This window comes from Agrobacterium sp. CG160-95 (assembly GCF_053521725.1).
Genome location: NZ_JBNWDU010000010.1, coordinates 25,264 through 36,890 on the forward strand (window position 1 = coordinate 25,264; position 11,627 = coordinate 36,890).

12 protein-coding genes and 2 pseudogenes are annotated in these 11,627 nt (G+C 56.3%); 6 read left to right on the forward strand and 8 right to left on the reverse strand.

Going from position 1 to position 11,627, the window contains the following annotated elements; translation table 11 throughout:
• Positions 1 to 4 precede the first annotated feature (4 nt).
• Entirely contained in the window at positions 5 to 1,057 is a 1,053-nt protein-coding gene (gene ligD, locus ACQZ63_RS25280) for a non-homologous end-joining DNA ligase (RefSeq protein ID WP_173998625.1), read from the forward strand.
• 58 nt (positions 1,058 to 1,115) lie between these two features.
• The gene (locus tag ACQZ63_RS25285; protein WP_173998630.1) at positions 1,116 to 1,880 is read left to right on the forward strand and encodes an SOS response-associated peptidase family protein; all 765 of its coding nucleotides are present in this window, start codon (positions 1,116 to 1,118) and stop codon (positions 1,878 to 1,880) included.
• Between the two features lie 127 nt (positions 1,881 to 2,007).
• Here the strand turns inward: ACQZ63_RS25285 and ACQZ63_RS25290 are convergent, their stop codons facing one another.
• The 3 genes and pseudogenes from ACQZ63_RS25290 to ACQZ63_RS25300 form a co-directional block, all read right to left on the reverse strand.
• The gene (locus ACQZ63_RS25290) at positions 2,008 to 2,595 is read right to left on the reverse strand and encodes a DUF1349 domain-containing protein (protein ID WP_065687550.1); all 588 of its coding nucleotides are present in this window, start codon (positions 2,593 to 2,595) and stop codon (positions 2,008 to 2,010) included.
• A gap of 340 nt (positions 2,596 to 2,935) precedes the next feature.
• Positions 2,936 to 3,055 (reverse strand): annotated as a pseudogene (locus ACQZ63_RS25295) (hypothetical protein); the annotation flags it as partial.
• A gap of 317 nt (positions 3,056 to 3,372) precedes the next feature.
• Positions 3,373 to 5,322: a methyl-accepting chemotaxis protein gene (locus ACQZ63_RS25300; protein WP_145167096.1), complete on the reverse strand. Its 1,950-nt coding sequence runs from the start codon at positions 5,320 to 5,322 to the stop codon at positions 3,373 to 3,375.
• On the opposite strand from ACQZ63_RS25300, the gene ACQZ63_RS25305 reads away from it, so the two are divergent.
• Positions 5,316 to 5,579, forward strand: a complete 264-nt coding sequence (locus ACQZ63_RS25305) for a hypothetical protein (protein ID WP_236776499.1) — start codon at positions 5,316 to 5,318, stop codon at positions 5,577 to 5,579. The two genes, ACQZ63_RS25300 and ACQZ63_RS25305, sit on opposite strands and share 7 nt — an antisense overlap.
• Positions 5,580 to 5,757: 178 nt before the next feature.
• On the opposite strand, the gene ACQZ63_RS25310 is transcribed toward ACQZ63_RS25305, so the two are convergent.
• Positions 5,758 to 6,024, reverse strand: coding sequence for a hypothetical protein (locus tag ACQZ63_RS25310; protein WP_080802594.1), 267 nt, complete (start codon positions 6,022 to 6,024; stop codon positions 5,758 to 5,760).
• A 148-nt stretch (positions 6,025 to 6,172) separates the two neighbouring features.
• On the opposite strand from ACQZ63_RS25310, the gene ACQZ63_RS25315 reads away from it, so the two are divergent.
• Positions 6,173 to 6,784 (forward strand): TetR/AcrR family transcriptional regulator, encoded by a 612-nt coding sequence (locus ACQZ63_RS25315; RefSeq protein WP_065658907.1) that lies wholly within the window; start codon positions 6,173 to 6,175, stop codon positions 6,782 to 6,784.
• A gap of 68 nt (positions 6,785 to 6,852) precedes the next feature.
• Positions 6,853 to 7,098 (forward strand): annotated as a pseudogene (locus ACQZ63_RS25320) (IS6 family transposase); the annotation flags it as partial.
• Between the two features lie 415 nt (positions 7,099 to 7,513).
• On the opposite strand, the gene ACQZ63_RS25325 reads toward ACQZ63_RS25320, so the two are convergent.
• The 4 genes from ACQZ63_RS25325 to ACQZ63_RS25340 form a co-directional block, all read right to left on the reverse strand.
• Entirely contained in the window at positions 7,514 to 8,212 is a 699-nt protein-coding gene (locus ACQZ63_RS25325; RefSeq protein ID WP_173998519.1) for a nucleotidyl transferase AbiEii/AbiGii toxin family protein, read from the reverse strand.
• Positions 8,213 to 8,223: 11 nt separating this feature from the next.
• Entirely contained in the window at positions 8,224 to 8,487 is a 264-nt protein-coding gene (locus ACQZ63_RS25330; RefSeq protein ID WP_013637284.1) for a hypothetical protein, read from the reverse strand.
• A gap of 189 nt (positions 8,488 to 8,676) precedes the next feature.
• Positions 8,677 to 9,744 (reverse strand): D-alanine--D-alanine ligase family protein, encoded by a 1,068-nt coding sequence (locus ACQZ63_RS25335; protein ID WP_173998517.1) that lies wholly within the window; start codon positions 9,742 to 9,744, stop codon positions 8,677 to 8,679.
• A 45-nt stretch (positions 9,745 to 9,789) separates the two neighbouring features.
• Positions 9,790 to 10,410, reverse strand: a complete 621-nt coding sequence (locus ACQZ63_RS25340) for a C39 family peptidase (protein WP_025591215.1) — start codon at positions 10,408 to 10,410, stop codon at positions 9,790 to 9,792.
• An 83-nt stretch (positions 10,411 to 10,493) separates the two neighbouring features.
• Between ACQZ63_RS25340 and ACQZ63_RS25345 the strand changes: the two genes are divergently transcribed.
• Positions 10,494 to 11,162: a GntR family transcriptional regulator gene (locus ACQZ63_RS25345; RefSeq protein WP_113556456.1), complete on the forward strand. Its 669-nt coding sequence runs from the start codon at positions 10,494 to 10,496 to the stop codon at positions 11,160 to 11,162.
• Positions 11,163 to 11,627 lie beyond the last annotated feature (465 nt).

An 11,627-nucleotide genomic window follows, 5' to 3' on the forward strand; every position in this document is an offset into this window, starting at 1 on the left:
TTGCATGACGAAGCCACCGAGATCAAAGCCGCTCCTTCGTGATACCGAAGCTCCGCTACGGTCAAAGCCGCGTCGGAAGCGCAATCCCGCACAGCCACAGCTGCTGTTTGATCCGATGCCCGATCGCGTCGAGCCGGCGCTCGCCCAATTGAAGGCGCACCCTCCACAAGGCGACCAATGGAGCTGGGAGCTGAAATGGGATGGCTATCGCCTGGCTATCCATATCGAGCCGACAGGGGTCCGCATCCTCACGCGTGGTGGCCATGACTGGACGCACCGGTTTCCGGCGATCGAGCAGGCTGCCCGGGCGCTTGGTCCGGCAACGATGATCATTGATGGCGAGGCGGTTGTGCTTGACGATGAAGGGCGGCCGGATTTCGGGCTACTGCAGAAATCGTTGGGTGCGTCTGGAAAGACGGCTGGCAACCGAGCTTCGGACGCCATCCTCTACGCGTTCGATCTTATTTATCTCGACGGCCATGACCTGCGCAACGTGGAGTACCGTTCGCGCCGGCATCTTCTCGAGGATACGCTGAAGGAGCACGACGGCGCGATCCGCCTTTCGGAAACCATTGACGCCAATCCCGCGATCCTGCTGGAACATGTTGGCAGCCTTGGCCTCGAGGGCATCGTCGGCAAGCAATTGGATCAACCCTATCGCTCCGGCCGGACCGGCGACTGGGTCAAGATCAAGTGCGTTAAGAGCGAAGCCTTCATGGTTGTTGGCTACGAGCCATCGACGGCATCGTCCGGCGGCTTCGGCTCTCTGGTGCTTGCTGCCTATCGCGGTGACGAGCTCGTTCATGTCGGGAACGTCGGGACGGGCTTCAAGCAAGCCGAGATGAACAGGCTGCGCAAGATGCTCGACAAGCTGCGCTGGAATCGGAAACAGCCGCCTGTTCCCTATGCCGAACAGGCAGACATCGTTTGGGTCGAGCCGACTTTGATTGCCGAGATCGAGTTTCGGACCTGGACGGCCGACGGCAAGCTACGCCATTCTTCCTATAAGGGCTTGCGGGAACGGCAAGACAATGCCGACGTTTACAAGCTCGACTAGCGACGCAGGCGGAACTCACCACACAACTGCATTCGGTCGCAACGGAGGAATTGCTGCCATGTGCAATCTATATCGGATGGAAGACAAGGACTGGGTCTCCAAATGGGCTCAGGACGCCGAAAGCCTGATCAACCTGATGCCAGCCTATCAGATGAACCCCGACCAAATGGGGCCGATCGTCCGCAACACGGCGGAAGGCAAGAAGCAGCTTGTGCATGCGCGATGGGGATTACCTTCCCCTCGCTTCGCCTTGGAGAAAGCGGCCAAAGCCAAGGCCGAGAAGCTCGCGGCCAAGGGCAAGCCATTTGATCTCGAGGAGCTGATCCGCATGGAGGCCGACCGCGGCACGACAAACGTGCGTAAGCTCAATTTCCCGCACTGGACGCGATGGTTCGACGTCGAACACAGATGCCTTGTCCCAGTCACCAGCTTCGCCGAACCGGATCCGGCGAGCAGAGAGGAAGGCGGCAATGTGCCCAATGCCTGGTTTGCCCGCGATGACAAGAAATCGCTGATGTTTTTTGCCGGCATCCATGTGCCGCAATGGAAGAGCGTCCGGAAGGTTAGGGACGGACTCACGATCGACGACCTCTATGGTTTTCTGACCACAGACCCCAACGATCTCGTGAAACCGATCCATGAGAAAGCCATGCCGGTTCTGTTGCTGACGAAGGAGGACACGGACATCTGGATGCGGGCGCCGTGGGACGAGGCAAAACATCTTGTCCGCCCGCTTCAGAACGATGCGTTGATTATTTCGTCGCGAGAACCGTACGGGTCCACCGTCGTGTCGAAATCGGGCGAACCGGTTGACCAAGACTGATTTGTGTCGTGTCTGATCAGGCGGCACTGGCGCCGAGAGGCCGTGGCTGCTCCTATCCCTTTACTGGCACCTGTTACAAGGACGATAGATCGAGACGGCATTTGTGAAGAACTCCCTTAAATAGCTGCTAGCTAGACAGGTCGTGGAGATCGGTAGTGATCGCCGCACCGACTGAAAACTCCGAAAACCGGACATCCAGTCCGCCACGCTCAGGCGTACATGCAGTCAACCCAACGAAATAATGGGAAACTTTAGGAAACGGAGCAAGCCGCAGCAACGGCCAAATGCTCCCATTAGAGGATGCCTGAATACGCATCGTGCCTTCCTTCAATGTGATCCGGATATAGAAATCTTCAAGCTCCTTGAAGGGCTGGGACACTGACCAGTCGGATTTTCCATCGGTAATGACTGTGCTGAGAAACCGTTCGCCATCTGTAAACTCAACGCCTGACTTCACCCATCGATTTTCATCAATGCGCACCATAAGACCGGCCTGATCGTAGAGAGACCGGAATTCGCCTTGGACGCGGACACTCGCTGTGAAACCATCCACGACCATTACACCTAGGAAATGGCCACTGTCGCGCGTGAAGCCGTAATGTGTTTCACGCCAGAAGTCAGTGTTTGCTTCGGTGGTTAAAGAGAGACCCGTCTCGGTGGCTTCCCACACTACAGGTTTATTCAGCCACTCAGCTTCTTTGAGATTAACGTCCACGGCACTGTCTCCGGAATTGCCCTTACATCACTGCTGGTGGGGCTATTGCCCGACTCAACGGATACCCGTGATCATAAACTCGGTAAAGTGAGTGTTGGCCTGCTGCCGGTTTCGTGGACACCAAGTTAAGGTGCTTCCAATGAAACTGGAGTGCATAAATGCAACGAAGGGAGTTCAGCCGCGAGTACAAGCTTGAGGCAGTGAAGTTGGTTAGGGAGCGTGAGGTCACACCCTCACCGAAGCGCTCGGCAAAAATCTTTCGATGGCAGTTGGTAGCACTATAGACAAAGCGCCTGACGGACAGATGCAATGCGATCCGTCGACCCGTACGCGGCAGATCACCGATCACCCGAGGGTAACGGCTATGAACTCGACGGGAAACGGTCCCGCAACGGGGACATATGGAGTCCGTTGACCCGGCGGACGCAGTGACAACGATCGCATCGGTGGCATCATGCATCGATTCAACGTTCAAACCGGCCGGGATCAGGTCGGAAGTCAAAACTGGGCTCGCATGGCGCTGATTCCACTTCGGAAATCACACCAATTGAATCCGAAACATCATCGAGAATGAGTCCGTGCCCAAAAAGATCCCCACGGCCATAGTCGCGACGCGCTGCGTGAAGGATAATGTATTGCGAAGATTGCCAGACATGTTCGTCACCGCCCCTCTGGCATAAACTATGCCACGCAAACGATTTCCGATTGCGTGGCATAGTCCTTGATTGGCGGCGGGGATATCCCCCGCCGATGCTCATGTCGTTGACCGATCGCCGATCAAAACTCCTGCCAGTCGTCCTTTGACGTATCGACAGCAGCGTTACCAGAGAATGCGGATGCAATCTTGCGGCCAAGCGCGCGTACGGGGGATGCCACGTATCTGTCGTTGCCGCCGGCATTGCGAACCGGAGCGGGCTGGCTCTTCTGCTGATAGGCGGTATCGGCGAGCTTGAACTGCGCGAGAAGCTGGTTGAGCGAAGCTACCTCCTTGGCCAGATTGTGGCTGGCGGCGTTGGTCTCTTCCACCATGGCAGCATTTTTCTGCGTGTCCTGGTCCATCTGGTTGACCGCGGTATTGATCTGCTGGAGGCCAGAGGATTGCTCCTGCGCGGATTCCACGATGGAGACGACGTGCCGGTTGATTTCCTGCACTTCCGATACGATCGTCGCCAGTGCCTTGCCGGTGTCGCCCACCAGCTGAACGCCCTGCTGCACCTGATCGTTCGAGGTGGTGATCAGCGCCTTGATTTCCTTGGCCGCATTGGCGGAGCGTTGCGCCAGTTCGCGCACTTCCTGCGCGACAACGGCAAAGCCCTTGCCCGCCTCGCCCGCACGCGCGGCTTCTACGCCAGCATTGAGCGCCAGAAGATTGGTCTGGAAGGCGATTTCGTCGATCACGCCGATGATGTTGCTGATCTCGTTGGCGGATTTGGAGATCTGCTCCATGGCGACCACGGCGCGACGTACCACTTCGCCGGATTGCTCGGCACCTGCCTTGGCGCGGCTGACGATCAGGCCGGCCTCCTGCGCGCGCTTGGTGGAATCCTTCACTGTCGTGGTGATCTCTTCCAGAGCGGCAGCGGTCTCCTCAACGGCTGCTGCCTGCTGTTCGGTACGCTTGGCCAGATCGTCGGCGGCCGATTTGATCTCGTTTGCGCCCGCGCCGATGCCACCGGCATTCTGCGCAACCCGGGTCAATGCCGATTGCAGCTTTTCGGCGGACATGTTGAAGTCGTTACGAACACCGTCGAGTGTCGCCGTGAACGGCTGGCCGATGCGGTAGGACACATCGCCATCCGAAAGCTTCGAAAGACCGGTTGCCAGATTGTCGACGGCAAATTTGACGTCGGCAGCTTCCTTGGCCTTCTGCTGCTCGCGCGCGATGCGTTCCTTTTCCGAAAGGCTGCGATTGGCTTCGGTTTCCTGTTCAAGGCGGATGCGCTCGATCGCACTCTCGCGGAACACCTGAACGGCAACCGCCATCTGGCCGACTTCGTCCTTGCGGTCCATGCCATCGATCTCGGCTGCCGTATCGCCGCCTGCCAGCGACACCATACGCTCCCGCAGGCGGGCGATCGGCGTTGTGATGCCACGCGAGGCCACGAAAAGTGCGAGAATGATGCCGGCTGCAAAGCTGATGCCAACCACAACAAGCGAGGTCAGGATCGTGGAATTCGTCTGGCCACTCAGATCGTCGCTGCCTTTTGCAACACCCTTGGTAAGCTTGTCCAGCAACGAGCCTATTTCGTTTCCGGCCGCGCGAATTTGCCCATCAGCCTTCAGGAGTTCCGCCGCGGACTCCTGATTACGATTAGCGGAGCCAAGCTCGACGGCCTTATCCGTGCTTGTGATGATGCTCTGAGATTGTTTGAGCAGTTTGTCGATTGTGGCCGTCTCTTCCGGGAATATGGCCTTGACGTTGTTCAATCGCGAGATCAGTTCGCCTTTGTCGGTATTATACTCGCCTTTGGCGATGGCGAAATCCGGAATGGAGGTGTCGTATGCCATTACCTGATAAGCACCGTAAGCCACCGCCTGAAGATTGCGGTTGGCACGAGAAAGCTCGACAAGCGCGGCATTGTCGCCGGCAATGAACTCTGAATAGAGCGTGTCCGCGTTTTTGTAACGGGCGGACATATATACTGTTGCACCCAGACCGATGATGCAGAGCGGTAAAATGAGCGACAGAATTTTGGTGCGGATACTGGCATTCTGGAGAAATGACACGGATAACCTCAGGGCATGAATACCGCTCCTTCCCCGTGCCGGAGGTGTTCGGCAAGACTGACATTGCACGTCGCGTAACCTCGATCATCAAGGCTTCGGTAGCCGCATCATCGGCTCTGATCGCAACTGCATCATGCATGCGCCGAAAAACGCCGGCCTGCCCCTTCAAATACGGGCAGGTCACCATTCCGCGGGCGAAACGACAGCCCCGCCAACAGGCGGAAACGCCGGGCCGCATTTCGCAAAACACGGGCTAGAACCGATTGTTCCACGACCGTGCTTCGCTGGTTTTCTTGCGATTAGTTATAGTTAAATACTTTACAATTTCTTCATGCCCAAACGGGCGCAGGAGATACCAATATCTAAAGATCAGCGTGCGATTAGCCATCCCACCGCGGATAAGCCCGACTTGTGAGATGGTGATGCAGGCCACATTCACATATGGGCAGCGCAAGGCTTAAAGAAACCTGCGAACAAGGGCTGCACGGCGGTTACGAGTGTACGCTTCGATGAAGCTGCAGGCCCGCTCGTTTCAAACTGTTCAGCAAATGCTGCGCCATCGCGTGTCGTCAAGGACGTCGCCGCCGAATGCATCAACTCTTTGAAATCGTCCAGACCAACGTCGTCGGCGCGCATGACTGAACGGATCAGTGGATCTGCGAAAATCTCGGCGAGCGTCATCTCGTCTATCGTCTGTCTCATCTCAGTCTCCTTTCGATAATTCCTAAGCTGTGAAAGCGGGCGATTGCTTGACGGGCTCGCGCCAAGGTGTTACCGGTAAGTAACTTTTGTGATAGTTACCGATCGGTAACACGCATGTCAACACCGCTTGAGGGTAAAAATTAAACTCATGAAATCCGAGACATCTGATCGTGCTTCTGAGCAGAAAATCGCACCTCGTGACCGGATTGTGTCAACGGCCTGCCAACTGTTTCGTGAACATGGGATACGCGGCATCGGTGTTGATGCCATTGCCGAAGCCGCCTCGACCAACAAGATGACCTTATACCGACATTTTGGTTCCAAGGACGATCTTGTGTGTGAAGCGCTCAAGCACAGTTCTCGAACGCTCGATAAAGCCTGGGAAGATCTCGAAAAAGAGAACCCGGGCGACCCGAGGGCTCAACTCACGGCATGGGTTAAAGCGCGCGCACAATGTCTTTCCAGCGAGCCCTATGGATGCGATTTGGCCAATGCTGCGGTAGAGTTGAAAGAGCAAGGGCACCCTGCACATGCGATAATAGAAACGTTGAAGATGGAACAGCATTCCCGGCTTGCCGATCTTTGTCGTTCGACAGGTGTAAGCGATCCTGAACTTTTGGCTGATACGCTATCCATGCTGTTAGAGGGAGCACGCGTCAGCAAACTTGCCGCCGGCAAAGAAGGTCCGTCGATGCGGTTTACGCGTGCGTGTGAAGCTGCGATGGTCTCGTTTGGTCTAGGTGCACAGGCTTCTGCCTGATCCTGCTGGTGCAAGAAGGAAGTGCTACTGAAGGCAGTGAACGTTAACCGGGCGTCGAATAAGGCTATATGACCAGACTTGCCCGCGATCCTCTTTATCGTCACCACCGATTTCCACCTGACGTGATTGCCCATACCGTTTAGCTCTATGTCCGGTTTCCGCTCAGTCTGCGAATGGCCGAGGATGTGCTGGCAGCTCGTGGGGTCATCGTCTCTCGTCAGACCGTGAGACTTAGGGCTGAGAAATTCGACAGGCACTTTGCCAATGAAATCCGGAAGCGATCGATCGACAAGCTCGGCGACAAATGGCTGTTGGTTATCGCACGAATATGATCCATTCTTCCATTTCGAAAAGATCCACTCTCACTTCGGAAAGATGTTTTCGGTCAATACCATAGAAGCAATGTGTTGGTACAATGCCAAATGAAAAACTGGCTTAAACCCAGCTGAAAACCGACAGCCGCAGCACAAAAAGTTGGTGCGGCACTTTACACGCACGCGCAAGCCTCTCATTAGCCCAGTGACGCAGGACGCCCAGCAATATTGTGGCTCTTGAACGGATTCGAACCGTCGTCCACGCGTCGTGGATTGGCTAAGCATTTGCGACGCAATTCACTCACACTCGCTGGCGCCGCCCTAACTTGGTTTTGCTGGCTAATCGGAATGATGCGCACCGAAAGAATGATCGACCGAACGGCGGTATAGCTAAGGTCGCCAAGTTGCGTAGAAATCAGCGCGGAGATGTAGAGGAAGGCGCTGCGGATACCGATGGCTTGTGATCGCACACCGCTTTCAAAAGCGAGATTGTCGTCGCTTGAGCAGTTTTCGAAATACCCGCATATCCTTCTCTATACTGAAGCTTCCCCATAACTGTGCTAGCGAGGCCTGCATCCATTCTCTCGGCGACTGCCAATGCAGCGGCGGCCCTGTTTTTGAATGGCAAGAGAGCTTCGAGAACGTATCCATCGCCGCATGCCTTGGCGATGCACGCGATATCGAACATGTCACGTGGCTGAAGAGAGGATCCTCGATAGTGAACCTTCTTCGCGATGATTTCGCCCGGGGTCTCAAGGTCAACTTGGATTCCACGTACTGCGACACGGGATGTTGGATCGTTGGTCAGACTTGGAGCACAAATGAAGTCAATTTCACCGATGCCCGCGAACACGATTTTCAACGCATGCGTCCCGTCCGAAACATATTCATCTGGGTTCACCTGCAGGCTATAGCCCTGTGTTGTCGGGTTCAGATATGGGAGGACCTGCGGATCATCGACGAAAATGTCGATATCGAAGCTTTCACGATGGTTTATCTGGAGCATAAGGGCGGTGCCACCCCCGAAAGTCCAGCTATCGAGGAGTTTAAAAGAAGAGTTCGCCTGAATGATAATTGACGCAGCCTGGTCGAAAAGGCTTTCCCATTGGCTCATCAGGACAACCCTCAGGCGGCTAGGGCGAGGGGATATCCAGCTAGCTGCGAGAATTTCTGGGCAATCTCGGATGCTGTACCGTGGTCGATTTCCATCTCATCCAGAAACTGGTGCTGGAGCTCGGCTTTCACTTCGGAATAGAATGAGAATGCCGAAGCATCGAAATTCTCAACGCTCGCAAAATCCGAAATCTTCGAAGCGAGTTGCTCAGCCGAAAGGTTCGTCCCGTAAGGGGCGTTCACCGTCGACAGTACCTTAATCGCAACGCTAGACATCGTTATCACCACCAATTTTCAATAAGTTATGTAATACATACCCGCCAAAAACGCAAGAAACACAGCAGACGCAGGCATGCAACGGCAATTAATCCGGCTTATTCCAGTTCTTGTCACAAGAGCAGACGAAGCTGCGGCGTTTTTCTTCCCGGTGCATGTCTACTACACCGGGAAGAGGCATTTTGCGGCTCAGAGGCCGGCGCGCGCAAAACCGTGTTCAACGAGCCGGTCGATTACCTCAGGATAGCTGACGCCGCTTGCCGCCATCGCCTTCGCATACATGCTGATATCGGTGAACCCCGGAATGGTGTTCACCTCGTTGACCAAAAAAGCCATGTCCTCGGTCAGGAAGAAATCGACGCGCGCCATACCGTCGCAACCGAGCGCCCGGAAGGCGAGTGCTGCCGTCTCGCGGATCTTCGTCTCAACCTCTGGCGGAAGCTCTGCCGGAACCGTCAGCGCCGCGCCATCGTCGTCGATATATTTCGCATCGTAGCTATAGAAGCCATGGCTTTCGGCCGGGATGATCTCACCCGGGCGAGAGACGAACAGGCCACCCTTGGCGTCCTCGAGCACGCTGCACTCGATCTCGCGGCCGCGGATGAATTCCTCGGCAAGCAGCTTGCGGTCATGCTTGAAGCCCTCCGCGAGCGCCGGCGCAAATTCCTGGTTGCCGGAAACCTTGCGCACGCCGACCGAAGACCCCTGACGCGCCGGCTTAACGAACAGCGGCAAACCCAACGCGATCTCAAGCGTGTCGAAGGACGGCACCCGATCAGCATGCACGGTAACAGCACGCGCCACCGGTAACCCCGCCGCCCGCAGCAGCTGCTTGGCGATATCCTTGTCAAGCGCTGTCACTGAGCCCAGGATGCCGCAGCCAACCAATGGCACGCGGGCCACCTCCGCCAGTCCCTGCACGGAACCATCCTCGCCGAAAATACCATGCAGAACCGGGAACAGAATATCGATCTTCCCGGCATCGCTCATCCTGCCGCCGTCGATGGCGATCATCCGCCCACGCCCGCCGGGCACCAATGCGATTTCGGTGCCGTTTGCCGGCCTGGCGAGCACGCCATTTTCGAAATGGCTGAGCAGCCACTCGCCTTCCCGCGTCACGAAGATCGGTACCGCCTCGTATTTCGAGGGCTCCAGTGCCCCCACGACATTCGTCGCCGACATGACGGAGACGTCGTGTTCGGCCGAGCGGCCGCCGAAGAGAACGGCGATGCGCAGCTTGCCGCGGGAAGATGTCATGAAAACCCCCAAAATAATCTCGTGTCTAAATAGTCTAAATAGATGTCAGAAGCCGATCGCGATGCCGCGATTGGCAAAGAAGCGGTCGAATATGGCAAGCGGTAGCAGCACATCCGCCTGGCTCGCAGCATCATGACCGGATGGATTGTGGAAACGGACCGTATCAGCCGAGGCTGCCGTCACCAGAATGAGATGCCCGCCTTTTGAGGGCGGCATGCGTTCCGGCCAGCGTATGCCGCTATTGACCGAGGCGATGAAGAACGGGCGTTCAGCGAGCAGACCGGGGATGCTCTCTGTTGCGACACCCGTCATCGTTTCTGCCGAGAGCCCGAAGCGCTCGCCCACATAGGTCACGAAGGGCGCATAGATCAGTCCCTTGATCGAAGCATCCAGCTCGTTGACGACATAGCCGCCATAGGCGGTGCAGGCACGGGCGAGAGCAAGCGTCGGAAGCAGGTCGCCGCGCGCTGCCAGGATCATCTTCAGGCAGGCCATGCCGCAGACATTGACCGCCCAGCGCGCGTATTCCTCGATCGTCTCGGCACCCGATTGCCGCCAGAGCGGATCGCGCAGCAGCGCCGCAGATCCTTCGGCAAGCACGGGCAATGTCATCTCCGGTGTTTCCCACTGACTGAAATAAGGAACGACGCCTGTTGATAAGGGCATGGCAAAAATCTCCTGAGCGGTATACTCGTATACGAGGTTGCTTGGCATGATCAAGATGATTGCTGTCTCGGAGAAGGTTGGCCATGAACGATTTCGTCGCAATAAATGTTGAAACCATCCGGCCGGAGACCGTGGCGGATCGTATCGCAAGGGTTCTCAGGGAAGCGATTTCCGGTGGAGAGCTTCGCGGTGGCGTCGCGCTCCGACAAGACGAGCTGGCCGCACGATTTGGGTTCAGCCGCATGCCTGTGCGTGATGCCTTGAGGCTTCTGGAAAGCGAGGGCCTCGTAACCATTCACCCGACAAAGGGGGCCTTCGTGGCAAGAATAGATGCCAAGGAGATTGCGGAGATCTATTCCATTCGCTCGCTACTGGAGACGGAAGCCTTGCGCCTATCATATGTAGGGCTGACGACAGCCGATTTGGACAGGGCGGCAACATTTCTCGCCCAGATCGACGCTGAGAAGGATGTGGGACGTTGGGGGACGCTGAATAAGCAGTTCCACATGACACTTTACGGCGCCTGCCAAAATGAGCGGCTCATCGGCCTTATCGCTACCCACCATGATGCAGCCGACCGCTACGTACGTGTATTGCTATCCAGCTTGGACTATGAGCAGCAATCGCAGGAGGAGCACCGTGCTCTGCTAAAGGCTTGCAGAGATCGGAATATCGACGCTGCAAGTGCAATTTTGCAGCGTCATTTGCTTGAAGGAAGTCGCAAGCTCAGCACGGCCGCCCAGTCGAGCTAAGGCGGCTCGCCGGTTCAGCGTTCGAGACGGGCGAAAGTACGCTTGACTTAGGAGATTCGCTGCCGTTGAGACGGGTAACAGGTTCATTTTTTGCTCTTGATGAGAGGTGAACCGCTGACCCCCACACCGCGGAAGTAGGAATCTACCCTGACAGACCGTTGCGTTATCACGACCTCTTCGGAAGTTTCGACTTAAAACTATCTTTCGCTTCGGCTGAAAGTGGACAAAGAGTGATTTTAGCTTAACGTCGCGAACGCATCGGGCGGGCTCAAGGTGGATTAGGCGTGGGCTTCTTCGGGACATTTGATAGGCTGCATCACGGTTTTCAACCTCAGCCGGATTGTCACCAATAGGTTGGGGGCCATCGCCCGCGCGGATTATCGCATGCCAGCTGGAACGATGTAACAATGCATGTGCTTCTTTAGAGTGATACGGTACCAGCCGTCCTGGACCTCGTACCCCCGG